Source organism: Kitasatospora phosalacinea (assembly GCF_000716545.1).
GTDB lineage: Bacteria > Actinomycetota > Actinomycetes > Streptomycetales > Streptomycetaceae > Kitasatospora > Kitasatospora phosalacinea.
The window spans coordinates 24,392-47,296 of sequence record NZ_JNWZ01000052.1; the positions used below are offsets into that span (position 1 = coordinate 24,392).

Below are 22,905 nucleotides of genomic sequence, written 5' to 3' on the forward strand. Positions count from 1 at the left end.
GCCCGGCCGCCGCACCGCCGAGGGGCGTCAGTGCGAGGAGGAGGCGTCCCCGCCGACCGCGAGGGCGTCGCCGCCGTTGCCCAGCGCGTCCCCGCCGACGGCCAGGGCCGAACCGCACAGCGCCTCGGCGTCCCCGCCGACCGCGAGGGCGTCGCCGCCCTCGGCCCAGGCGTCGCCGCCCACCGCACCGGCGCTGCCGCCCAGCGCGCCCGCGTCCCCGCCGACCGCCAGCGCGTTCCCGCCCTCGGCCCAGGCGTCCCCGCCGACCGCGCCCGCGCTGCCGCCCTGGGCCGCCGCGTCGCCGCCGACGGCGAGCGCCCCGTGCGGGTGCGGGTGGTGGTAGCGGGCGGAGGCGGTGCCCGCCGTGCCGAGCAGGGCGAGGCCGGTGAGGAAGGCGGCGGTGGTGACCTTGGCGAGGCTGGAACGCATCGAGTTCTCCATGCTCAGCGCCGAACGCGGTGGCGTCGGACGTGGGTTGGTGCCGGACGCGACGATCATCGGCACCCGCGGACCAGGGCCGCACGCCGTCGGCCGAACGGTCACCCGGCCGGGGCAAGGGCACCGCCGCGACGGGTGAGCGCGGTACCGCCGGATGCCGCACGGGGTGGCGCGCGGGGTTGACGCACCTGCGGGGCAAGGGAGTTGGGGACCCGTCAGTATGACGATCGGACCGGTAGCTCCATCTCGAACCAGACCACCTTGCCGTCCTTGGTCGCCCGGCTGCCCCAGCGGTGCGCCAACTCGTTGATCAGCAGCATTCCCCGCCCGCCCTCGTCGTGCTCGCCCACCGGCCGCAGCCGCGGCTCCCGGCTGTCCGCGTCCGACACCTCCACCGTCAGCAGCGCCCCGCGGAACACCCGCAGCTGCAGCGGCGAACCGGCGTGCAGCACCGCGTTCGCCAGCAGCTCCCCGGTCAGCAGCACCACCGGATCCACCAGCGAGGACAGCCCCCAGCCGGTCAGCGTCCGCCGGGTGAACTCACGGGCGTGCCGCAGCAGCGCCGGGTCGCCGGACAGCGCCAGGGTCGCCAGCCGGTCCGCGCCGACCGGCCCCGCGTGCGCCATGATCACTGCCACGTCGTCCTGCCCCAGCGTCGACCCGAACGCCCCCAGCACCGCGTCGCAGCCCCGTTCCAGGGTCGGCTGGCGGTGCGTCACCGTCTCGCGCAGCAGTTCCAGGCCCTCGTCCAGGTCCTGCCCGCGCCGCTCCACCAGCCCGTCTGTGTACAGCACCAGCAGCCCGTCCTGGCGCAGCGGGAAGCGCACCGACTCGAACGGCACCCCGCCCACGCCCAGCGGTGCCCCCGGCGGGGGCTCCACCAGCCGCGCCCGGCCGTCCCGCTCCGACAGCACCGGCGGCAGATGGCCGGCCGAGGCCAGGATGCACTCCTCGTCCACCGGGTCGAACACCGCGCACACGCAGGTCGCGAACTGGCCCTCGCCGAGCTGCGCGGTCGCCTCGTCCAGGCGCCGCAGCACCCGCGCCGGATCCAGGTCCAGCGTCACCAGCGTCCGCGCCACCGTCCGCAGCTGGCCCATCGTCGCGGCCGCCCGGATGCCGTGCCCCATCACGTCGCCGACGATCAGCGCCACCCGGCCGCCGGTCAGCGGCACCACGTCGAACCAGTCGCCGCCGATCTCGTCGCCCACCGTCGACGGCAGGTACCGGTGCGCGATCTCCAACCCCGGCGTGCCGTGGACGTCCTGCGGCAGCAGGCTGCGCTGCAGGGTCAGCGCGGTGTCCCGCTCCCGCCGGTACAGCCGGGCGTTGTCGATGCACACCGCCGCCCGCGCCGCCAGCTCCTCGCCCAGCGCCCGGTCGGCCGGGGTGAACGACTCCGGGTTCGTCAGCCGCACGAACTCCACCCCGCCCAGCACCTGGCCGCGCGCCAGCAGCGGCACCATCAGGTACGAGTGGATCCCGGCGTCCAGGCCCGGCTGGACCCGGTCCGGGTGCGCGACGATCCGGCGCAGCTCGAACTCGTCCACGTGCGGCACCAGGACCGGCCGGCCGGTGCGCATCGCCTGCGCGTACAGCTTGGCCGAGTGCGTGGTCTCCCCGACCTGGTCCGCCGCTCCGGTCAGCAGCGTGCCGTCCTCCCGCTCGCCCACCGCGACCGCGCGCAGCGCCACCGAGCCCGAATCGGGCACCGGCTCCGGGTCCTCGCCGGTCAGCACCGCCTCGCGGATGTCCACCGTCGCGAAGTCCGCGAACCGCGGGATCACCACATCCACCAGCTCCTGCGCGGTGATCGACAGGTCCAGCGTGGTGCCGATCCGGGTGGACGCCTCGTTCAGCAGCGCCAGCCGCTGCTGCGCGGCCTCCGCCGCCTCCAGGGCCCGCTGCCGCTGCTCGGCCGCGTCCCGCTCCCGGGTGTACAGCAGCGCGTTGTCGATCGACACCGCCGCCCGGGCGGCCAGCTCGCTCGCCAGCGCCAGGTCCCCGTGGTCGTACGGCGCCGTGCTCCGGGAGCGGAAGAACGTGGCGGTGCCGATCGCCGCACCCCGCGCGATCAGCGGCACCACCATCAGCGAACGCACCCCCTGCGCCCGGATCGCCCCGCCGCGCACCGGGTCGTCCGTGAACCAACTCATCGCCGCGCCGTCCGTGCGCGGCACCAGCACCGGCCGGCCGTGCGACAGCGCCCACGCGTACGGCGTGCTCGGGTGCAGCCGCTGCACCGAGCCCACCGGCGCGATCGGGGCCATCCCGCTGTCCGGGACGGTGTGGAACGCCATCCGGCGCAGCACCGCGGACCGGTCCGTCCGGCCCGGCAGCACGGCCGGCTCGCCCCGCACCAGGCCGTCCAGCACCTCCACCATCACGGTGTCGGCCAGGATCGGGGCGGCGGTCTCGGCCAGCTCCCGGGCCGTGGTGGCCAGGTCCAGCGTGGTGCCGATCCGGGTGGACGCCTCGTTCAGCAGCGCCAGCCGCTGCTGGGCGGCCTCGGCGGCGGTCTCCGCCTCGAAGCGGTCGGTGATGTCCACGATGGTGGTGCACACCCCCAGCACCGTGCCGTCCGGCTGCTCCAGCCGGAAGCTCGACACCGACCAGGCGTGCTCGCGCTCCGGGTCGCCCGCCGTCCGGCCGTGCGTCCGGAGGTCCACCAGCGGCCGGCCGTCGGCCAGGATCCGCTGCATCGTCTCCTCGGCCGTCCGGCTGTCGATCCCCGGCAGCACCTCCGACAGCCGCCGTCCCAGGTGCCGTTCCACCGGCAGCCCGTTGATCCGGGCCAGCGCCTCGTTCAGGCGGACGAAGCGCAACTCGGTGTCGAACACGCCCATGCCGACCGGCGACTGCGTGAAGAACCCGTCCAGCACCGCGAGGTCCGCCGCCAGTTGGCGCACCTCGCTGACGTCCGAGGCCACCGCCAGCACCATCGGCGAGCCGCTGTGGTCGAGCACCGGGAAGGTCCGGAAGTCGAGCCGCACCAGGTGGCCGTCGCGGTGCCGCACCGGGAACACCCCCGCCCAGGGGCGGCCGCTCAGGATCCGGGCGAACAGCTCCAGCGCCGCCGGACGCCGCTCCGGGCCGACCAGGATGTCCGCCGCGCGCGTCCCCACCGCCTGGTCCGCCGGGAAGCCGAGCAGGGCCTCCGCGTCCGGGCTCCAGTGCAGGATCCGGCCGTCCGCCGCGATCAGGGCCGTGGCCACCGGGATCGCGAGCAGGCCGTCGGGTACCGGCGCCCCGCCCGCCGCGAGCGGGGCGGTGGGGCGAGTCCGGGGAACCGTGCGCTGTTTGTCGGTGTCCATCTGGCCACCTGCCGTTCCGGGGGGCGGTCACCGCCCTGCCATCGTCGCACGGCGGGCCGCCCGCGCCCAGACGGGTGACCTGCCGCTAAGGTGGACCGGATGGACACCCGTCGGACGAACACCCCGGTGGCGCGCGGTGGTGCGTAGGAAACCCGCCCCCGTCAGCCCGCTCCCGCAGCGCGGCGGCATCGATCCCGTACACGTCAAACTTCCGCCGGACGGCGCCTGGCCGACGGTGCGCGCCTACCTGGAGGAGCGCTACGGCGCCGCCGCGGGGGACGGGCGGGTCGGCGCGATGCTCGCGGCCGGCGAGTTCGTCGGCGCCGACGGCCCGGTCACCGCCGACACCCCCTACCGGCCCGGCGGCCATGTCTGGTTCCACCGCGAACCGGGGCCGCCCGAGCCGGTGGTGCCCTTCCCCGTCGAGGTCCTGTACCGCGACGAGCGGATCGTGGTCGCCGACAAGCCGCACTTCCTCGCCACCACCCCGCGCGGCAGCCACGCCACCGAGACCGCCCTCGCCCGGCTGCGCCGCGACCTCGACCTGCCCCGGCTCAGCCCCGCCCACCGCCTGGACCGGCTCACCGCCGGCGTGGTGCTGTTCGTCGCGGACCCGGCGCTGCGCGGCGCCTACCAGGGCCTGTTCGAGCGCCGCGAGGCGGTCAAGGAGTACGAGGCCGTCGCCCGGTACGAGGAGGGCGCGGCGGCCCGGCTGCCCGCCGTGGTGCGCAGCCGGATCCTCAAGGACCGCGGCCGGCTCGCCGCGTACGAGGTGCCGGGCGAGCCCAACGCGGAGAGCCGGGTCGAGCTGGCCGAGGCGCGCGGCGGCCTGGGCCGCTACCGCCTCGCCCCGCGCACCGGGCGCACCCACCAGCTGCGGGTGCACATGAACGGGCTCGGGCTGCCGATCCTGGGCGACCCGCTCTACCCCGAGGTGCTGGGCGGGGACGAGCCCGAGGACTACCGGCGGCCGCTGCAGCTGCTGGCGCGCTCGCTGGAGTTCACCGACCCCGTGGACGGCCGGCGGCGGTGCTTCACCAGCGGACGGGAGCTGGCGGCCTGGCAGGACCCGGCGGGCTGGTGGGGCCCGTAGGGCGGGGCTGGGGCCCATAGCGGGGCCGGGGGCCGTGGGGCGGGCTGAGGGCCCGGCGGGAAGCGGGGCCGCTTCGCGCGCGGTGTATTGACGGAAAGTCTAATAACTTCTACCTTCGCGGCAGTGCCACCACTCCACCCTCTCCGCCCCCCCACCGCGAAGGAGCCGGCATGCCGCCCCAGACCGCCCGCACCGCCCCCGACCGGGAGCGCACCGCCGAACGCCTGCTCGCCTCCTCCGCGAAGCTCTCGTTCAACCCGCTCACGGACGTCGACTGGGACGCCGATCCCGTCCCCGGCGCCTACTACTGCCCGCCCCGCCACCTCTCCCTCTACGGCACCGACCTGTGGGAGCGGATGACCGAGGAGGAGCGGATCGAGCTCTCCAAGCACGAGGTCGCCTCCATCGCCAGCGTCGGCATCTGGTTCGAGGAGATCCTCATGCAGATGCTGCTGCGCCACGCCTTCGACCGGGACCCGACCAGCAGCCACGTCCAGTACGCGCTCACCGAGATCGCCGACGAGTGCCGGCACTCGATCATGTTCGCCCGGATGATCGCCAAGATGGGCGTCCCCGCCTACGGCGCCGGATTCGTCGCCCACAACCTCGGCCGGCTGTTCAAGGCGATCTCCACCCACAGCCAGACCTTCGGCGGCACCATGTACGTCGAGGAGATCCTGGACGCCTTCCAGCGCGAGGTGATGAGTGACGACACCCTCCAGCCGCTCACCCGCCAGGTCTCCCGGATCCACGTCATCGAGGAGGCCAGGCACATCAGCTACGCCCGCGAGGAACTCGTCCGCAAGCGCCTCGGCCCGATCCGCCGCCGGTACGAGCAGCTGTTCATCGGACTGATCGTCTACTACGCCACCACCGCGCTGATCCACCCCCGGCTCTACGCTGCCGTCGGCATCGACCCCAGGACCGGCCGGGCCGTCGCCCGCGCCAACCCCAACTGGCGGGCCACCAAGGTCGAGATGGCGCGGAAGGTGGTCTCCGTCCTGGACAGGGCCGGGCTGGTCGGCCGCACCAACCGCTGGCTGCTGCGCGCGGCCGGGGTGGTGGCCTGAACCCCGGCGGAGGGCCGGGTCGACGGCCGGGCCTGAACCCCGGCGGGCCGCTCCGGCGGTTCCGGAGCGGAAACGTGACAGTACGGTGCCGATGTGGGCTTCCGGTGTTCGAGTGGCGCGGATAAAGTGCGACGTCACCGAACCGCCGGGGGGTCCGTTCATGCGTCGCGCCACAGTCGGCACAACCGCCGCCGCCACCGCAGTCCTGCTGTTCACCGCCGTCGCCGGCTGCGGCGGACCGTCCCCGTCCGAGGACCGGGCCGCCACCACCCCCGGGGCCTCGCCGACGTCCGCCGCCCCGGCGTCCGCGCCCCCCGGGTCCGGAGCCCCGGACCCGGCCGGACCGTCTCCCGCCGCCCCGGGCAGCGGCACTCCGACCGGCTCCGGAACGGCGGACGGCGGCGCGGGCGGCAGCATCACGGTGGCGTTCGCGGGGGACGTCCACTTCGAGGGCCGGACCGCCTCCCGGCTCGGCGCCGGCAAGGCGGACACCGCACTCGGCCCGATCTCCGCGACGCTCTCCACCGCGGACCTGGCGGTGCTCAACCTGGAGACCGCGATCACCTCCCGGGGCAAGGCCGAATCCAAGACCTACACCTTCCGCACCACGCCCAAGGCGCTCGAAGCGCTCAAGGACGCCGGCGTCGACGTGGTCTCCCAGGCCAACAACCACGCCGTCGACTTCGGCCCCGACGGCCTCGCCGACACCCTGGCCGCCAAAGCCGCCTCCCCGATACCGGTGGTCGGCATCGGCAAGGACGCCGAGGAGGCGTACGCCCCCCACGTCACCACGGTGCGCGGGGTGAAGGTCGCGGTGCTGGCGGCCAGTCAGGTCAACGAGATCACCAACCAGAAGTGGCGGGCCGGTGCCCGCAAGCCGGGCATCGCCTCCGCCCTCGACGAGGGGGCGCTGCTGCACGCCGTCGCCGGGGCGAAGGCACAGGCGTCCGTGGTCCTGGTCTACCTGCACTGGGGCGACGAGGGCGTGGCCTGCCCGACCCGGGCGCAGACCGCCCTCGCCAAGAAGCTCGCCGACGCCGGGGCGACCGCCGTGGTCGGCACCCACGCCCACACCATGCTCGGGGCGGGCATGCTCGGGAAGACCTACGTCGCCTACGGCTTCGGCAACTTCCTCTGGTACGGCACCTCGAACTACACCGCCTCCGACGAGACCGGCGTCACCACGCTCACCGTCACCGCCGACGGCCGCGTCACCGGCGAGGCCTTCACGCCCGCCCACATCGACGGCCGGGGCGTGCCCGTCCCGCAGACCGGCAACGCGGCGAAGGCCGCCCAGCAGCGCCGCGACGGCCTGCGCGGCTGCACCGGGCTGGCCGCCGTCCCGAAGTGACGGCGGCTCAGCCGGAGGCGCACCCGCCGGGTGCCGGTCAGCCCAGTTCCAGCACCTGACCGGGACGGATCAGGTCCGGGTCCTCGCCGACCACCTGATGGTTGGACTCGTAGAGCTCGGACCAGCCGCCGCCCAGGGCGTGCTGGCGGGCGATCGCCGCCAGGGTGTCGCCGGGGGTGACGGTGTACGGCTGCGCGGACCGGTCCGCCGCCGGGGTTGCCGGGGCTGCCGGGGTCGCCTGGGCCGTCGGTTCGGCCGGAGCCGCGGGCGTGGTGGGCGAGCCGGCGGCGGGGGACGTCGCGGTGCCGGTGGGCGAGGCGTCCGGGGTGGTGCCGGAGGTGCCGGTGCCGTCGGACGGGCTGGGCGACGGGGTGACCGGGAGGGTGGGGAACAGACCGCTTCCGTTGCCGTCGCCGTTGTTGCCGTTCCCGTTCCCGTTGTCGCCGTCCGCGGGCGTGCTCGGGCTGGGAGTGGCGGTCGGGTCGGTGGGCACCGTCGGGATGCCGGGGGAGACCGGCGGGACGGGCTGGGTGACCGGGGCGTCCGGGGTGGGGCTGGCCGAGGCGGGCGCGCTCGGCTGCGGCTGGGGGTGCGTCAGCTGCATGTAGCGCTCGTACAGGCTCTGGTGGCTGGTCCAGAACCAGGCACCGTTCTTCTCGTACCAGTACACGTGCGAGACCGGGTCGTAGCCGGGCAGGCCGGAGAAGACCGGTGCGCTGTTTCCCTCCGGGACGGTGCTGCCGTCCGGGGCGGCGTTGACCGCCGCGACGCCGCGGGCGCCGCGCAGCGAACCCGTCTCGTCCGCCGAGTCGTTGTCGTCGACCACGCCCGGCGCGCTGGCGGTGTCCAGACCCGCGTCGTCCGCGCACGCGGACCAGGCCAAGGGGCCCTCGGTGGCCAGGATGCGTTCGGCCACGGCGATCTGCTGGCTGCGAGTGGCCCCGCTCGGCAGCGGGGCGTACTGGGTGCCGCCGTAGTCGGTCCAGCGCTGGGCGTTGATCTGCAGACCGCCGTAGAGGCCGTTGCCCGCGTCGGAGTTCCAGTTCCCCCCGCTTTCGCAGTCGGCGACCCGGTCCCAGACGGCGCTGGGCGCGGCGTGGGCGCCGGACGCGGCGAGCAGCGGCAGGGCGATGCCGATACCGGCCACGCCGGCTGCCGCGATGGCGCGCTCGGCGGCCTTCTCTGCCGGGCCCTGCCGACGGTGGCGTCCCGAACCGGTGAAGAGCATGCGAGATCCTCTCCGCACGCCTGCGAGGTGAGCTGTCGGGTTCGGACCGGGAGGGAGGCCCGGCCGTCGCACCCCGGTCACCCGGCGCGGACGGCTTCACCCCTAGCCGTGGGGAACGGCAACAATCGTGGTTCCCCCGCCCCTGTCCAAGGGTGGTGGTGGTCGACCCGGCGGCGCGGTGGACAGGGTTCGGCGTTTCGCGCGCGGGGCCCGGCGGTGCGGGCTGGGAGGAGCCTATTCACTCGAACGTGGCAATCACAAGCGCGTCGCGCGGGGATCACGCCTCCGTCACGCCGGTTGCCGCGTGGTCCGTGGACGACCTGTTGACGCTGTTGACGGCGCCTCGGGCAGTGGCGGACATCGGTCGGGTGACGGGAGGTCGGCGGATCGGTTGGAGAAGTCCGGCCGATCGGTGGGATTGGGGTGTGGACGAACGGGGGAGGCGGACGCCCCGGTTCGATGGCGGAAGCGCCCATGGGGCATCAACTTCCTTGTTGGCAGGCTCAGTTGGATCGAATCAGGGCATTTTCGGCGTTGCGGATAAATCGCGCGACATGGGATCCGGGGGCTTCCTACGATCGCCGTGCTCGCTGTCCTCGTGCCGCGGGCGCGCCGTCGAGCCCGTCGAACCGGATCCCGAGTCCGGGTCCGTCGAGCCCGAGTCCGTCGAGTCCGTCGAGGAGGCCCCGTGGGTGCCCTGATTCCCGAAGTGCTCCGCGCCGAGCGCCAGTTCGCCCGGCTGTTCGTCGGCCAGTCACTGTCGGTCCTGGGAGACCGGGTGTCCTTCGTGGCGCTGCCCTTCGCGGTGCTGGCGATCGGCGGCTCGGCCGCCGACGTCGGCCTGGTCACGGCCGCCGGGCTGCTCCCGCTGCTGGTGTTCACGCTGGCCGGGGGAGTCTGGGCGGACCGCATGCCGAGGCAGCGGATCATGCTGGCCTCCGACCTGGTGCGGTGCGCCGTCCAGGCGACAGCCGCCGTGCTGCTGCTCACCGGCAGCGCCCGGGTCGGGACGCTGGCGCTGCTGATGGCGCTGTTCGGTGTCGCGGACGCCTTCTTCCTCCCCGCCTCCACCGGCCTGCTGCCCCTGCTCGTTCCCGCCGACCGGTTGCGCGAGGCGAACGCGCTGCGGGGGTTCGTGCAGTCGACGGGGCTGGTGGTCGGCCCGGCACTGGCCGGCGTGCTGATCGCGGCGGCCGGGCCGGGCGGCGCGCTGGCGGTGGACGCCGCGAGTTTCGCGGTCAGTGCCGCCGTACTGGCCCGGCTGGGCCCGGTGGGCGGCGCGGAGGTCGGCGGCGGTGGCGTCGGCGGCGGGGCGGAGCGGGCCGAGCGGCTCGGTTTCCTGGCCGAACTCCGGGTCGGCTGGCAGCAGGTGCGCAGTCGGACGTGGGTGTGGTCGGGGATGCTGGCGATAGCGGTCTACCACGTGGTGGTGCTGCCCTCGGTGTTCGTGCTCGGGCCGGTGCTGGCGAAACGCGAATGGGGCGGCGCCGGTGCGTGGACCGTGGTGGTCATCGCGTTCGGCCTCGGCTCGATCGTGGGGGACGTCTGCGCCTACCGCCTGAAACCGGCCCGTCCGATGGCCGTCGCGGCCGTGGCGATGGCGGTCGCCTCCTGCCAGGCGCTGATCATCGGGTCCGGCGCGCCGGTCTGGGCGATCGCCGCGCTGGAGGCGGTCACGGGGGTGGGGGTGTCCCTGACCTTCGTGCTCTGGGAGACCTCGCTCCAGGTGCACATACCGGAGCAGGTGCTCTCCCGGGTCAGTTCCTACGACCACCTGATCGCCGTCGCCCTGATGCCGCTGGGGCTGGTGCTGGCCGGTCCGCTCTCCGAGAGCCTGGGGGTGCGCCCCGCGCTGTTCGGGATGACCGCCCTCGCCGTTCCGGCCGCGCTCGCCCTGCTCGCCGTTCCTGCGGTCCGCCGCCTGCCGGCGAATCCGCCGACCGGTGCCGAGGCCGGAACGGTGGCCGTGGTCGAACCCGGGGAAGCCTCCAAGGAGGTTTCCGGGGGCCGGGAACCCGCCCCGGAGGCGGTGGCGGGAACGTGACCCCCTCCCTTGATCCAGTTGTCCATGAATCTTCGGAATGGCATGAGGTATGGACGGGCGGATCCCCGCCAGCCGCGAGCCGTCGCACGCACCAGCCAGGAGCACCGCCCATGACCTTCGAAACCAGGAGCCCCGCACACCGCCCCGTACCGCCGAGCCCTTCGGCCGGTGGCCGCCCGATCCGGCTCGGCCTGCGCGCCAACCTCGCCCAGTTCGGCCTACTGGTCGCGGTGAACGCGTTGGTCGGCGGCGTGCTCGGGCAGGAGCGCACGGTGCTGCCGCTGCTCGCGGACCGGACGTTCCAACTGTCCGCCTACACCGGTGCGCTGACGTACATCCTGGCGTTCGGCGCGACCAAGGCGGTCACCAACTTCTTCGCCGGCACGCTCTCCGACCGCTACGGCCGCAAACCGGTGCTGGTCGCGGGGTGGCTGATCGCCCTGCCGGTCCCCGCCATGCTGGCCTGGGGCCCCACCTGGGGGTGGATCGTCGCGGCCAACGTGCTGCTCGGCGTCAACCAGGGGCTCACCTGGTCCACCACCGTGATCATGAAGATCGACCTGGCCGGCCCGGCCCGCCGCGGCCTGGCCATGGGCCTCAACGAAGCCGCCGGATACCTGGCGGTGGCCGGTACCGCGACCGCCACCGGCGCGATCGCCGCGCACTGGGGGCTGCGCCCGGCCCCCTTCCTGCTCGGCGCGGCCTACGTCGCGCTCGGCCTCGGCCTGGCCGCGGCCGCCGTGCGGGAGACCCGTGGGCACGCCCGCGCCGAGGCCGCCGCGCACCCGGACCCGGCCGGTGGACAGGCCCGTCCCGGCACGGCCCGAATAGCGCGCACCGTCAGCCTCGGCGACCGGGCGCTGTCCGCCGCCAGCTGGGCGGGCATGATCAACAACCTGAACGACGCCCTCGCCTGGGGCGTCTTCCCCCTGCTGTACGCCGCGCACGGGCTGGACCTGGGCCGGATCGGCATCCTCGCCGCGCTCTACCCGGCGGTCTGGGGCGCGGGGCAACTGCTCACCGGCTGGTGGTCGGACCACATCGGCCGCAAACACCTGATCACCGCCGGGATGCTGCTCCAGGCCGCAGCCCTGGGCATGGTCGCCGCCGGCAGCACCTTCCCGGTGTGGGCGGTGGCCCAGGCCCTGCTCGGCGCGGGCACCGCACTGGTCTACCCGACCCTGCTCGCCGTCATCGGGGACGTCGCCCACCCGGCCTGGCGGGCCCGGGCCGTCGGTGTCTACCGGCTGTGGCGTGACGGGGGATTCGCGATCGGAGCCCTGGTCGCGGGCGTCCTCGCCGACGCCTACGGCCTGACCGCCGCGATCTGGGCCGTCGCCGCCCTCACCGCGGCGGCCGGTGCCACCGTGGCGATACGGATGTACGAGACCCATCCGAGGGCGGCGGCCGAGGCGCCGACCGGCTGACGCGCCGTCGACCGGGGAGAGCGGATCGGCCCCTCGGAGCCTTCAGGCCCCCCGGACCCGGACCCGAGGAGGTGGCGGTGGGGCCGGTGGGATCAGCGGTACTCGCAGAGGTAGGCCGTGTCGATCGAGACCTGGAGCTGGAACTTGCTGTCACCCGGAACGGAGAACCGCTCGCCGGCGGAGAAGGTCCGCCAGTCGTCGGCGCCGGGAAGCTTGACGGTCAGCGCGCCGCTGACCACGTGCATGACCTCGGGCGCGGCGGTGCCGAACTCGTACTCACCGGGGGCCATCACGCCGACGGTCGCCGGGCCGTCGGCCGAGGTGAAGGCGACCGACTTGACCGTGCCGTCGAAGTATTCGTTGACCTTGAGCATGCGCGTTCTCCTGCGGAAGGTGTGCGGGACGGCGGCCGGGGCGTCGCGCGCCCGGCCGCGGCGGGGGCGAGCCTATCGGCGCGGGCCGTCCGGTCGCCGCGGGCGTCCGCTGGTTGGTCATCGGTCGGTGGCGGCCTCCGGCAGGGGCCGGAACGCGGTGCGCAGAGCGGCGAGTTCGGCGGGACCGGCGCCGTGCGCGCGCAGGTGCTCGTCCAGGGTGCCGTGGTGGGAGCGGACGGAGAGCAGCGCCCGGAGCAGGTGGACGGCGGCCACCGGGCGGGTGGCGCGGTCGGGCCCGGCCGGTGCAGGCAGGCTGCCCGGCCGTCGCGGGGCGGGTGGGCCCGGCCCGCGGTGGTGGTGCGGGCCGGGCCGGCCGGCGTCCGGACGGGGACGCGGGGCGGGTGGATCAGCCGAGCGAGATGCCCGGGTAGAGCGGGTGCCCGGCGAGCAGGTCGACCGCGCGTTTGGCGACGGAGTCGCGGACGGCCTCGTCCAGCGCGTACTGCGCCTTGGAGGAGCCGACCGGTGCGGCGGCCGTCAGCACCGTGTGGATCAGCTCGGCAACCTCGTCCAGCTCCGCCGCGCCCAGGCCGCGGGTGGTCAGCGCGGGCGTGCCGAGCCGGATGCCGGAGGTGTACCAGGCGCCGTTCGGGTCCCGGGGGACGGCGTTGCGGTTGGTGACGATGCCGGAGTCCAGCAGCGCCGCCTCCGCCTGGCGGCCCGTCAGGCCGTACGAGGAGACGTCCGCGAGCACCAGGTGGTTGTCGGTGCCGCCGGTCACCAACTGGGCGCCGCGCTTCAGCAGGCCCTCGGCGAGCGCCCGCGCGTTGTCGACCACCTGCCGGGCGTACACCTGGAACTCGGGGCGGCGCGCCTCCGCGAAGGCCACCGCCTTCGCCGCCATCACGTGCGACAGCGGGCCGCCGAGCACCAGCGGGCAGCCCCGGTCGACGTACTCCGCCAGCTCCGAGGTGCACAGCACCATGCCGCCGCGCGGGCCGCGCAGCGACTTGTGCGTGGTGGTGGTGACGATCTGGGCGTGCGCCACCGGGTCGAAGTCCCCGGTCAGCACCTTGCCCGCGACCAGGCCCGCGAAGTGCGCCATGTCGACCATCAGGGTCGCGCCGACCTCGTCCGCGATCTCGCGCATCCGGCGGAAGTTCACCAGCCGCGGGTACGCCGAGTACCCGGCGACCAGGATCAGCGGCTTGAACTCCAGGGCGATCCGCCGCACCTCGTCGTAGTCGACCAGCCCGGTCCCCGGGTCGGTCCCGTAGCTGCGCTGGTCGAACATCTTGCCCGAGATGTTCGGCCGGAAGCCGTGGGTGAGGTGGCCGCCCGTGTCCAGCGACATGCCCAGCATCCGCTGGTTGCCCAGCTCGCGGCGGAGCTCGGCCCAGTCCTGCTCGCTCAGGTCGTTGACGTTGCGCACCTGGGCGCGCTGCAGCGCCGGGCTCTCCACCCGCTGCGACAGCACCGCCCAGAACGCCACCAGGTTGGCGTCGATCCCGGAGTGGGGCTGCACGTACGCGTGCTCGGCGCCGAACAGCTCGCGGGCGTGCTCGGCGGCCAGCTCCTCCACGGCGTCCACGTTGCGGCAGCCCGCGTAGAAGCGGCGGCCCGGGGTGCCCTCCGCGTACTTGTCGCTCAGCCAGTTGCCCATCGTCAGCAGCACCGCGGGCGAGGCGTAGTTCTCGCTGGCGATCAGCTTCAACGAGGCGCGCTGGTCGGCCAGTTCCCCGGAGATCGCCGCGGCGACCCGGGGTTCGACGGCGCGCACCACGTCCAGGGCGCTGCGGAAGGCGGTGTCGGCGGCGGGGCTGCCGAAGGTGTGTGCGGACACGGACTCGACCACGGGCGGTCTCCTCGTAGTTCGGAACGACGATTCGGACGGCCCAGGCGCACGGCGACAGCAGACGGTGCCCGAGGGCACCGCACGGAGCCGCTCCCCGATGGTGATTTCCATCCCAGCGCGCCAGTCACGGCTCACCGCGATGCTACCAACCGGTGCGGCCGGCCCGCAGCGGGTCCGGGGGATGCCGCTCCGGTGGCTGGGACGGGGAGCCGGGAGGGAGACGCGGGAGAGGGAGGAGACGCAGGAGGGGGAGGGGCGCGGGAGGTCGCGGCGGAAAACCCCTGGTACGTCCGGGCGGACCCCGGCATGATCGGGCACATGACATGGACCGTCCCCGCCACCCCCCGCACCGGCGGCTCGCTCACCGCGCCCGAGACCGAACTGCTGCCCGGCTACCTCGCCTGGCACCGTGCCACCTTCCTGCACAAGTGCGCCGGGCTGACCGGCGAGCAGCTCGCGCTGCGACCGCTGCCCGCGAGTTCGCTCTCGCTGCTGGGGCTGATGCGCCACCTGGCCAAGGTGGAGCGGACGTGGTTCCGGATCCGCTTCGCCGACCAGGGCGTCCCGCCGCTGCACTTCGTGGAGGGCCACAAGGACGCCGACTTCGACCTGCTGGAACCGGAGCAGGCCGAACGGGAGTACCTGGCGCTGCTGGAGGAGCAGCGGCTCGCCGATCTCGCGGTGGCCGGCGCCGGATTGGACGAGACGCTGGCCGCGCACGTGGAGGAGCAGTCGCTGCGGACGACGTACCTGCACGTCATCACCGAGTACGCCCGCCACAACGGGCACGCCGACCTGCTGCGCGAGCACATCGACGGGGTGAGCGGGAGCTGAACGGGCGGGTCCGCCGGGCGAAGTCCCTTGCCGGGCAAGGGCGCTGGAACGGACCCCGACCGAACGGATCGTCGGATGAGCGGATAGCATACTCGGTATGGGACCTCTCGAACCGAACGTGCCCGAGCTGATCCTCGGACTGATCGTCTTCTTCGCCCTCTTCGGGGTGCTCGGCAAGGTGCTGCTGCCCCGCATCGAACGCACCCTCGCCGAACGCCACGACAAGACCGACGGCGGCATCGCCCGCGCGGAGGCGGCCCGGGCCGAGGCGGAACGCATCCGCCAGGAGTTCCAGGCCGAGCTCGCCGCCGCCCGGCACGAGGCTGCCGCCATCCGGCAGACCGCCGCCGAGGAGGGCGCGGCCCTGGTCGCCGCCCTGCGGGCGGAGGGGCTGCAGCAGCGCGAGCAGCTGGTGGCCGAAGCGCAGGTGCAGCTGGCCGCCGACAAGGTGCTGGCCGAGGCCGAACTGCGCGAGGACGTCATCAAGCTGGCGTCCGAGCTGGCCTCCCGGGTGGTCGGCGAACCGCTCGGCGACCTGCCCTCCACCCGGGCCGTCGCGGAGGAGTTCCGCAACCGCGCCGAGGTCTGAGACCCCGACGGGGAGAAAACGGGCGGGCCGCCCGGCCCACGAGCTCAGGCTCGGGGCCGGGTGGCCCGCCCGTTTCCGGAGCGACCCGGAGCGACCCGGAGCGGTCCGGAGCGGTCCGGAGCGGTCCGGAGCGACTCAGCGCCGGTTCAGCGCCGGTTCAGGGCCGTGCGGGAACCGCGCGGTTCAGGAGCAGGGGCCGTCGTCGGCCCACACGCCCCACTGGCCGCTGCTGGCCGGGTTCTCGTTCAGCGTCCACCACTTGGCGTGGTAGTTGTGGCCGTTGTAGCTGACCTTGCTGCCGCCCGTGTAGGTGGCGGTGGCGGACCAGGCCGGGCTGCAGGTGCCGGTGCCCGTGCTCGGCGAGGAGCTGGTCCCGGTGCTCGGCGAGGTGCTGCTGGTCGGGCTCGGGGAGGTGGTGCTGGTGGGCGGGGTCGCACCGGCGAACTTCACCGTGTACTTGGTGAAGTCCCAGTCGTTCTGGGCCACGCTGGAGCAGGCGCCGGACAGGCCGGGGTCGACCGTGCCGGGGCACTGCCGGTCGCGGTTGACGGACCAGTAGGTGTAGCGGGCCAGCTTGTGCGCGGTAGCGAAGTCCAGCACGGTCTGGAAGTCCGCCTGCCGGAAGTACTCGGCGGCGTCGGTGCGGCCGTTCATCATCGACACGCCCTCGTGGGCGTACGCGGTGGCCTCGTTCCAGCCGAAGGTGCTCTGCAGGAGCTGGTTGAACTTCACCAGCGCGTCGGTCTGCGCCGCCGCCCCGTTGAAGCCGCCGTCGAACGGCATGATCGAGTAGTTGTTCGGCGTGAAACCCTGGGACTTCGCCTCCAGCAGCATCTGGGTGCCGAACCAGCCGGTGCCGGCGTTGGTGCCCGCGGTGGTGATGGAGATGTAGATGCCCGGGTTGTTCTGCTGCAGGATGCGGGCCGCGCCGATCTCGTTGTGGATCGCGGCGGTGTTCTCGTACTCGGGCTCCTCGAGGTCGAAGTCGATCGCCTTGAGGTTGTACTTGGTGACGACCTTCTGGTAGGCGGCGGCGGTCGCCTCCGGGGTGCCGCAGGTCTGGCCGAGCTTGGTGCCGCCGTAGCCGCCGACCGAGACCGAGACGTCGCCGCCCTTGTTGCGGATGGTCTGGATGACGGCCGGCATCGTGGTGTCGGTGTCGATCGAGGACGTCCCGCCCCAGGACGGGCTGCAGGTGTTGCCCTGGGCCAGGATGAAGGCGAGCTGGAACGCCTTCTGCCCGGTGGCGTCCATCACGGCGGCGGCGTCCGGCGGGCTGTTGTCCTCCGGCATCAGGTACGGCGCGGAGGCGTACCAGTTGGAGCCGAGTCCGCCCGTGGTCGCGGCGTTCGCCGAGCCGGAGACGGCGACCGCCGAGACGGCTCCGGCCAGCAGGCCGAACACGGACAGGGCGATCGCGGCGGTGCGGCGCGGACGGCGTCGCCGCGCCGGGGCTGCTTCGGGCGTGTGTGGGGGAAGTGCGCGTTCCATCGAGGACCTCTCCAGGAGGCGGCGAGGACGGTGGCCCGGACGCGCGGAAGGTGGGGGTGCGCGGCCGGGTCAACGGTCGGGTGCCTAGCCGAGGTTGACGTGACTGCCACTGGTATAGACCTGTGCTGGGGCGCCGTCAACCCTCCCCGTCACACCCCGGGCGGAACGGTTCAGGACGCGGTCAAGTCGCGGTAAAGCGCAGGTCAAAGCGGGTGGTGCGGGTTCGTCGACGACCGGTCAGGCGTCGAGCCGGTGGCGGCTCGGCCGGTGCCGGTCGGCGCGGGCACCGGCGGGCAGGTAGGACTCCAGGCCGCGCAGGAACACCTCGATCTTGAAGGCGTAGCGCTCGTCCCCCCCGCCCGCCAGCATGGTGTCGGCCATCCCCTGCAGGACCGGGAAGCGGTCGGCGGGCAGCGCCAGCAGGAAGCTGTGCAGCTGGCCGAAGTACTCGCCGATGTCCGTCCCCCGGGCGATCCGCTCCGCGTAGACGGACGCCTCGTAGGCGTCGGTGTCGATCAGCTGGCCGAGCCCGTCCAGCGCCCAGGCCGCCACCTGCGGCGGCAGGCCGACCTGGAGCAGCAGGTCCAGCAGGAACTCGGTGATCGCCAACTGGCTCTCGCCCAGCGGGATGCTGCCCAGCGACACCAGCGACACGTCCCGGTGGGAGGTCAGCACCCGCTGCGCCTCGAAGCAGATCTCGGTGATCTGCTCCTTCCACCGCCCGGGCTCCGGCCGGGCCGGCATCCGGATCTCCGAGGTCACCCGCTCCAGCACCAGGTCGAGCAGCTCCTCCTTGTTGGAGACGTGCGCGTACAGCGAGGCCGGGCCGGTGCCCAGCTCCTGCGCGACCCGGCGCATGGTGACCCCGGACAGGCCCTCGGCGTCCAGCACCCGCACCGCGGTCTCCACGATCAGCGAGCGGCTGAGCGGCTGCCTCGGCTCCGCCTTGCGGGGCTTGTGCCACGGGATCTCGGGCATCTGCGCGGGCATCGGGCCACCTGCTTTCGCTGAACGTTCCGCCGGCGATCATCGTACTCCGGGCGAACGGCGTTCGACGGGTGCGCGAAGCGCCCGCGCTCGGACCGGTCGCAGGGCCGGCTCGGGGCGGGGGTCGGGACCGGTCGCAGGGCCGGCTCGGGGCCGGGCTCGGGGTCGACTCGGGGGCGGCTAGGGGAGAAGTCAGGGTTAATTCGTTTGACGGGAACGGCGCTCGACTCGTAGAACAGTGTTCGTCCAAGGAAACACCGTTCATCGCGCGGCCCCGTCCTCCGCGCCTGGTAGCAAACAGGAGCTGTCATGACCGACGCGGTCGGCCCCACCACCGCGGCACCGCCCTCCGGCGCCGCCGCCGAACCCTACCGCTGGCGCTGGGTCGCGCTGTTCGTCATCCTCGCCGCCGAGGTGATGGACCTGCTGGATTCGCTGGTGACCAACATCGCCGCCCCCGCGATCCGGGCGGACATCGGCGGCGGCGAGTCCACTATCCAGTGGCTCGGCGCGGCGTACACGCTGGCGATGGCCATCGGCCTGATCACCGGCGGCCGACTCGGCGACATCTTCGGCCGCCGCCGGATGTTCATGATCGGCGCGGCCGGGTTCACCCTCGGCTCGCTGGCCTGCGGCCTGGCCCAGGAGCCCTGGCAGCTGGTCGCCGCGCGGGTGCTGCAGGGCCTGCTGGGCGCGGTGATGCTGCCGCAGGGCCTGGGCATCATGAAGGAGATCTTCTCGCCCAAGGAGCAGGGCGCGGCCTTCGGCATGTTCGGTCCGGTGATGGGCCTGTCCACGGTCGGCGGCCCGATCCTGGCCGGCTGGCTGGTCGACGCCGACCTGGCCGGCACCGGCTGGCGCATGATCTTCCTGATCAACATCCCGCTCGGCCTGTTCGCCTTCGTCGGCGGCCGGATCTTCCTCCCCGCCCAGGCACAGGGCCGGACGGTCCGGCTCGACCTGCTCGGCGCGCTGCTGGCCGCCCTCGGCGCGGCCATGGTCATCTATCCGCTGGTCCAGGGCCGCGAGCAGGACTGGCCGCTGTGGGCGTTCGCGCTGCTGGCGCTCGGCGTGGCGGTGTTCGGCCTGTTCGGCTGGTACGAGGCGCGCCGCAAGGCGGCCGGGGTCGACCCGCTGGTCGAGCCCAGCCTGTTCGCCAAGCGCGGCTTCAGCGGCGGCATGGGGCTCGGTCTGGTCTTCTTCACCGCGATGACCGGCTTCTGGCTGACGTTCAGCCTCTACACCCAGCTCGGCCTGCACTACAGCGCCTTCAAGTCCGGCCTGACGGGCATCCCGTCCTCGATCGGCATGGTGGTCGCGTTCGTCGCCTCCCAGGCGCTGCAGAAGTACGGCCGCAAGGTGATGCACGCGGGCCTGGTGGTGATGCTGGCCGGCGTGCTGGGTCTGATGTACACCCTGCACAGCCAAGGCGCCGGCGTCACGCCGTGGCAGATGGTGCCCGCGCTGACGGTCAGCGGCCTGGGCATGGGCCTGGTGATGGCCCCGTTCTTCGGCATGGTGCTGGCCTCGGTGGAGCCGCACGAGACCGGTTCGGCCTCGGGCACGCTGACGTCGGTGCAGCAACTCGGCGCGGCCCTGGGCAGCGCCATCCTGGGCACCGTCTTCTTCGAGCGGCTGAAGACCGCGGACTTCGCCAGTGCCGAGCAGATCACCCTGTGGACCGAGGTCGGCCTGCTGGTGGTGGTCTTCGCCGCGATCTTCCTGCTCCCGATGCACGGCCGCCCCGAGCACGAGGGCGCCGAGGAGGGCGGTTCCGAAGACGGGGGCGCGCTCCGCAAGGAGGGCGAGCACCAGCCGGTCTGACGCTCCGGCACGCGGGCGGGCCGGCGGCCCCGGAGCGCGATCGCTCCGGGGCCGCCGGCCGCTGTCCCGGCCGTCGTCCCTGCTGCAGCTGTCGCCGCAGAGAGGGGGTCAGCCGTGGTAGGCCGCGAAGAGCTTCGAGAACTGGTACGGCGTCTGCGGGACGTTGGTGCACTTGGGCAGCGAGCCGGTGCACGCGTTGGCGTCCCGGGTCATCTCCCAGAAGGCCAGCTCGCCGAGGTGGTTCTGCTGGGCGAAGGCGATCAGCTGCTGCGCGTCGGTGAGGCCGAACACCTCGGAGGAGGTGTCGTTCTGGCCGAGCATCGGGGTGACGCCGACCACGGCGTACGCCTGGGCGTCCGTCAGGTCGGTCCACACGGAGCGGATCTGCGCCTGGGTGGACTGCGCGGACTGGATCGCGTAGGCGCCCATCCTGCCCGCCGGGCTCGGCGCGGCCCAGTCGCCGAAGTCCATCGCCATCACGTTGACCAGGTCGACGGAGAGCCCGGCGTCCTTGGCGGACCGCAGGATGTAGACGCCGTCCGCGGTGAGGCCGCTGGGCAGCACCGGCAGGGTCAGGCTGACCTTCAGCTCGCGGCCCTTGGCCCGCTGCGCGGCCTGGACCTGGGCGAGCGCGGCGGAGCGGCGGTCGACCGAGGCGCGGTCGGTGACGGCGGTGCCCTCGATGTCGAAGTCGACGCGGTCCAGCGCGTAGACGTCCACGACCTTCTGGTACTGCGCGGCCAGCGCGGCCACCGTGGTGCAGGACTGGGCGAGTTCGGTGCCGTTGGCGCCGCCGAAGGACGGGCGGACGTCGCCGCCCGCGTCCCGGACGGCGTCCATGTCGGCCTTGTTCCAGCCGGTGGCCGGGTCGTACGCGCCGAACCAGCTGGCCGTGCACGGCTGGCTGCCGTTGATGATGAACGCCAGCGAGAACTCCTTGACGCCGCTGGCGGCGGAGAGCGCGGGCAGGCTGGGGGTCGGGTAGGCGCCGAGGTCCACGTAGGGGGCGGCGGTGCCGGCGCTGGTGCCGGTGCCCGCGGCGGCGGTGACGGCCGCGGAGTTCGCGGACTCGTTGCCCGCCGCGTCGAAGGCGCTGACGGTGAAGGTGTGGCTGCTTCCCTGGAGCAGGCCGCGGACGGTGGCCGAGGTGCCGGTCACGGTGGCGACCACGGCGGACCCTTCGCGGACGTGGTAGCCGGCCACCGCGGTGTTGTCGGTGGAGGCGGTCCAGCCCAGGGTGATGCTGCCCGGCCCGGTGCCGGTGGAGTGCGGGTTGCCGGGGACGGACGGCGCCGCGCCGTCGGCGGGGGCGCCGGCGCACGGCTGGTTGTTGATCGTGCAGTTGGCGGGTGCGCTCTGCACGGCGCCGGTGGTGACGCCGAAGCCGACCGCCGGGGCGGCGGCGCCGGGGGCCAGCGGGGCGGCCCAGCTCGGCGAGGTCACGGTGTAGTGGGTGCCGGTGGGGGTGGCGGTCGAGCTGAGCGTGCCGTTCCACAGGCTGGAGACGCTCTCGCCGGTCGGCAGGTCGAAGGAGAGCGACCAGCTGTTCACGGCGGCGTTGGTGTGGTTGGTCACGGTGTACGTGGCCTGGAAGCCGTTCGACCAGCTCTGGGTGACCACGTAGTCGGCGGTCAGGCCGGACAGGCCGGCCGCTCCGGCGGCGGTGGCGCCCAGCGGGGCGGCGATCAGGGCCGCGGCTGCGGCGAGGGAGAGGGTGACGCGCCTCATGGGCGAGTCCTCCTTGGCGGTGTGGGGGATGGGGGCCGTGCTCGGGTGCGTGGGGCGCACTCAAGATGGTCCAGACCAATCTGGGTCGTCAAGGAGAAGTCCTGCGGTTTTGCGAGGAGTTGACGGTTCGACCGGGCGCGACCGGCTCGATCGGGGGACGACGGAAGGCGCGGCCCCCGAAGTGTGGGGGAAGGGGCCGCGCCACCCGCCTGACACCAGGTCAGGCGTCCATGGGCCGTCAGGTGGAGACGGCGGCGCCGCGCATCCGGCGGGCCAGGTACGCACCCGAGGCGGTGGCCGACAGCAGGGCCGCGCCGGCCAGGCCGAGCAGCAGGTCGCCGTGGCCGGCCCGGTTCACCGCCACGGTGCCGGAGGTGGCCGCGACCGCCTCGGCGGCGGTGAGGTCGCCGCCGTGGCCGTGGTGCGAGACGGTCGAGCGGGCGGCGTCCGCGCCGATCCGCGCCTCGGTCGGCGCGGCCGGGGCGCCCGCGGCGAGCGGGCCGGCCGCGGCGGCGGTGGCGCCCCCGAAGTCGAGGTCGGAGCAGCCGTAGAACGCCTCCGGGCTGTCCGAGCGCTGCCACACCATGTAGACCAGCTGGCCGCCGGTGCGCTGCGGCAGGTTCACGTTGACGTGGTAGTACCCGTTGTCCGAGGTGCGCGCCGTGTCGTAGACCGCGACCGGGTCGGCCAGGTCCAGGTCGGACCACTTCAGCGGCTTGGTGGGGTCGTAGCCGGCGTTGGTGATGTACAGCTTCATGGTGCCCTGATGGGGCGCGGTGACCCGGAAGTCGAAGTTCTTCGCGCCGGCGGCCACCGGGGTGGCGGGCCAGTCGGCGCGGGCCCAGTCCAGGGCGCGGTACTTGTCACGGTTGGCCGAACAGAGGCGGCCGTCCGGGATGATCTGCCGGCTCTGGCCGTTGGCGCCGGCGATGTTGACCTCGTTCCAGTCGTACAGCGGCTGGGTGCCGCTGTCGGCGACGAGGTCCTTGCAGACCTGGGACTTCGGGGTCTCGGGGCCTTCCGCGTAGCAGGCCGCGATGCGGCCGGGTGGACCGAACATGGCGCCGTGCGCGCCGGCGGTGCCGGTGGCGAGGGCGGTGGCGACCAGGGCGCCCGCGCCCACCGCGGAAGCGGCGAGCAGGCGGCGGGACCGGGACATGGTTCTCCGTAAGGTGTTGGTCGGCCCGGGAGGGCCGGATGTGGCTAACGGTTCTCTGCCTTCAGTGGCTTGCGAGGAGTGGCCGTCCGGCTCTTCGGG

18 protein-coding genes and 2 riboswitches are annotated in these 22,905 nt (G+C 73.7%); of the genes, 8 read left to right on the plus strand and 10 right to left on the minus strand.

Annotated features, from left to right (window positions below; all coding sequences use genetic code 11):
* Positions 1–27: 27 nt before the first annotated feature.
* Positions 28–429, minus strand: coding sequence for a hypothetical protein (locus tag OO48_RS24130; protein ID WP_033219735.1), 402 nt, complete (start codon positions 427–429; stop codon positions 28–30).
* A gap of 224 nt (positions 430–653) precedes the next feature.
* Positions 654–3,752, minus strand: a complete 3,099-nt coding sequence (locus OO48_RS24135) for a SpoIIE family protein phosphatase (RefSeq protein WP_033219737.1) — start codon at positions 3,750–3,752, stop codon at positions 654–656.
* A gap of 136 nt (positions 3,753–3,888) precedes the next feature.
* Between OO48_RS24135 and OO48_RS24140 the strand changes: the two genes are divergently transcribed.
* The 3 genes from OO48_RS24140 to OO48_RS24150 all read left to right on the plus strand — a co-directional run bounded on the left by OO48_RS24140 (position 3,889) and on the right by OO48_RS24150 (position 7,266).
* Entirely contained in the window at positions 3,889–4,845 is a 957-nt protein-coding gene (locus OO48_RS24140) for a pseudouridine synthase (protein WP_033219739.1), read from the plus strand.
* A gap of 170 nt (positions 4,846–5,015) precedes the next feature.
* Positions 5,016–5,915, plus strand: a complete 900-nt coding sequence (locus OO48_RS24145) for an AurF N-oxygenase family protein (RefSeq protein WP_033219741.1) — start codon at positions 5,016–5,018, stop codon at positions 5,913–5,915.
* A 160-nt stretch (positions 5,916–6,075) separates the two neighbouring features.
* Entirely contained in the window at positions 6,076–7,266 is a 1,191-nt protein-coding gene (locus OO48_RS24150; protein WP_033219743.1) for a CapA family protein, read from the plus strand.
* 37 nt (positions 7,267–7,303) lie between these two features.
* Here OO48_RS24150 and OO48_RS24155 read toward each other — a convergent pair whose 3' ends face one another.
* Positions 7,304–8,494: a LysM peptidoglycan-binding domain-containing protein gene (locus OO48_RS24155; protein WP_033219747.1), complete on the minus strand. Its 1,191-nt coding sequence runs from the start codon at positions 8,492–8,494 to the stop codon at positions 7,304–7,306.
* A gap of 3 nt (positions 8,495–8,497) precedes the next feature.
* Positions 8,498–8,662: riboswitch (cyclic di-AMP (ydaO/yuaA leader) on the minus strand.
* Between the two features lie 520 nt (positions 8,663–9,182).
* On the opposite strand from OO48_RS24155, the gene OO48_RS24160 reads away from it, so the two are divergent.
* Both OO48_RS24160 and OO48_RS24165 read left to right on the plus strand, forming a co-directional pair.
* Positions 9,183–10,538 (plus strand): MFS transporter, encoded by a 1,356-nt coding sequence (locus OO48_RS24160; RefSeq protein WP_106970402.1) that lies wholly within the window; start codon positions 9,183–9,185, stop codon positions 10,536–10,538.
* Between the two features lie 110 nt (positions 10,539–10,648).
* Positions 10,649–11,965 carry an MFS transporter gene (locus OO48_RS24165; protein ID WP_051732642.1) on the plus strand — a complete coding sequence of 439 codons (1,317 nt, stop codon included), beginning with the start codon at positions 10,649–10,651 and terminating at the stop codon, positions 11,963–11,965.
* Between the two features lie 92 nt (positions 11,966–12,057).
* On the opposite strand, the gene ppnP is transcribed toward OO48_RS24165, so the two are convergent.
* From ppnP to OO48_RS24175, 3 genes are all read right to left on the minus strand, one after another.
* Entirely contained in the window at positions 12,058–12,339 is a 282-nt protein-coding gene (gene ppnP, locus OO48_RS24170; RefSeq protein WP_033219749.1) for a pyrimidine/purine nucleoside phosphorylase, read from the minus strand.
* A 117-nt stretch (positions 12,340–12,456) separates the two neighbouring features.
* Complete coding sequence (locus OO48_RS36590) at positions 12,457–12,612, minus strand: hypothetical protein (protein ID WP_209439534.1); 156 nt, start codon at positions 12,610–12,612, stop codon at positions 12,457–12,459.
* Positions 12,613–12,745: 133 nt separating this feature from the next.
* Positions 12,746–14,194: a glycine hydroxymethyltransferase gene (locus tag OO48_RS24175; RefSeq protein WP_033219751.1), complete on the minus strand. Its 1,449-nt coding sequence runs from the start codon at positions 14,192–14,194 to the stop codon at positions 12,746–12,748.
* Between the two features lie 31 nt (positions 14,195–14,225).
* A riboswitch (ZMP/ZTP riboswitch) is annotated at positions 14,226–14,332 on the minus strand.
* A gap of 180 nt (positions 14,333–14,512) precedes the next feature.
* Between OO48_RS24175 and OO48_RS24180 the strand changes: the two genes are divergently transcribed.
* Together OO48_RS24180 and OO48_RS24185 are read left to right on the plus strand one after the other, a co-directional pair.
* On the plus strand, positions 14,513–15,028 hold the full coding sequence (locus OO48_RS24180; RefSeq protein ID WP_033219785.1) for a DinB family protein: 516 nt from the start codon (positions 14,513–14,515) through the stop codon (positions 15,026–15,028).
* A 97-nt stretch (positions 15,029–15,125) separates the two neighbouring features.
* The gene (locus tag OO48_RS24185; protein WP_033219753.1) at positions 15,126–15,617 is read left to right on the plus strand and encodes a F0F1 ATP synthase subunit B; all 492 of its coding nucleotides are present in this window, start codon (positions 15,126–15,128) and stop codon (positions 15,615–15,617) included.
* Positions 15,618–15,800: 183 nt separating this feature from the next.
* Here the strand turns inward: OO48_RS24185 and OO48_RS24190 are convergent, their stop codons facing one another.
* Together OO48_RS24190 and OO48_RS24195 are read right to left on the minus strand one after the other, a co-directional pair.
* Complete coding sequence (locus OO48_RS24190) at positions 15,801–17,108, minus strand: carbohydrate-binding protein (RefSeq protein ID WP_081952335.1); 1,308 nt, start codon at positions 17,106–17,108, stop codon at positions 15,801–15,803.
* A 237-nt stretch (positions 17,109–17,345) separates the two neighbouring features.
* Entirely contained in the window at positions 17,346–18,098 is a 753-nt protein-coding gene (locus OO48_RS24195) for a TetR/AcrR family transcriptional regulator C-terminal domain-containing protein (protein ID WP_033219755.1), read from the minus strand.
* A gap of 306 nt (positions 18,099–18,404) precedes the next feature.
* Between OO48_RS24195 and OO48_RS24200 the strand changes: the two genes are divergently transcribed.
* Entirely contained in the window at positions 18,405–19,919 is a 1,515-nt protein-coding gene (locus tag OO48_RS24200; protein WP_033219758.1) for an MFS transporter, read from the plus strand.
* 108 nt (positions 19,920–20,027) lie between these two features.
* On the opposite strand, the gene OO48_RS24205 is transcribed toward OO48_RS24200, so the two are convergent.
* Together OO48_RS24205 and OO48_RS24210 are read right to left on the minus strand one after the other, a co-directional pair.
* A complete protein-coding gene (locus OO48_RS24205) occupies positions 20,028–21,647 on the minus strand; it encodes a cellulose binding domain-containing protein (RefSeq protein WP_033219760.1) in 1,620 nt (539 codons plus the stop codon).
* Positions 21,648–21,885: 238 nt separating this feature from the next.
* Positions 21,886–22,806 carry a lytic polysaccharide monooxygenase auxiliary activity family 9 protein gene (locus OO48_RS24210; RefSeq protein WP_033219762.1) on the minus strand — a complete coding sequence of 307 codons (921 nt, stop codon included), beginning with the start codon at positions 22,804–22,806 and terminating at the stop codon, positions 21,886–21,888.
* Positions 22,807–22,905 lie beyond the last annotated feature (99 nt).

Excerpts from the sequence above, each read along its gene's own strand:
- OO48_RS24130 (WP_033219735.1), bottom strand. The coding sequence starts at position 429 with ATGCGTTCCAGCCTCGCCAAGGTCACCACCGCCGCCTTCCTCACCGGC.
- OO48_RS24135 (WP_033219737.1), bottom strand. The coding sequence starts at position 3,752 with ATGGACACCGACAAACAGCGCACGGTTCCCCGGACTCGCCCCACCGCC.
- OO48_RS24145 (WP_033219741.1), top strand. The coding sequence starts at position 5,016 with ATGCCGCCCCAGACCGCCCGCACCGCCCCCGACCGGGAGCGCACCGCC.
- OO48_RS24150 (WP_033219743.1), top strand. The coding sequence starts at position 6,076 with ATGCGTCGCGCCACAGTCGGCACAACCGCCGCCGCCACCGCAGTCCTG.
- OO48_RS24155 (WP_033219747.1), bottom strand. The coding sequence starts at position 8,494 with ATGCTCTTCACCGGTTCGGGACGCCACCGTCGGCAGGGCCCGGCAGAG.
- OO48_RS24165 (WP_051732642.1), top strand. The coding sequence starts at position 10,649 with ATGACCTTCGAAACCAGGAGCCCCGCACACCGCCCCGTACCGCCGAGC.
- ppnP (WP_033219749.1), bottom strand. The coding sequence starts at position 12,339 with ATGCTCAAGGTCAACGAATACTTCGACGGCACGGTCAAGTCGGTCGCC.
- OO48_RS24180 (WP_033219785.1), top strand. The coding sequence starts at position 14,513 with ATGACATGGACCGTCCCCGCCACCCCCCGCACCGGCGGCTCGCTCACC.
- OO48_RS24185 (WP_033219753.1), top strand. The coding sequence starts at position 15,126 with ATGGGACCTCTCGAACCGAACGTGCCCGAGCTGATCCTCGGACTGATC.
- OO48_RS24190 (WP_081952335.1), bottom strand. The coding sequence starts at position 17,108 with ATGGAACGCGCACTTCCCCCACACACGCCCGAAGCAGCCCCGGCGCGG.
- OO48_RS24195 (WP_033219755.1), bottom strand. The coding sequence starts at position 18,098 with ATGCCCGCGCAGATGCCCGAGATCCCGTGGCACAAGCCCCGCAAGGCG.
- OO48_RS24200 (WP_033219758.1), top strand. The coding sequence starts at position 18,405 with ATGACCGACGCGGTCGGCCCCACCACCGCGGCACCGCCCTCCGGCGCC.
- OO48_RS24205 (WP_033219760.1), bottom strand. The coding sequence starts at position 21,647 with ATGAGGCGCGTCACCCTCTCCCTCGCCGCAGCCGCGGCCCTGATCGCC.
- OO48_RS24210 (WP_033219762.1), bottom strand. The coding sequence starts at position 22,806 with ATGTCCCGGTCCCGCCGCCTGCTCGCCGCTTCCGCGGTGGGCGCGGGC.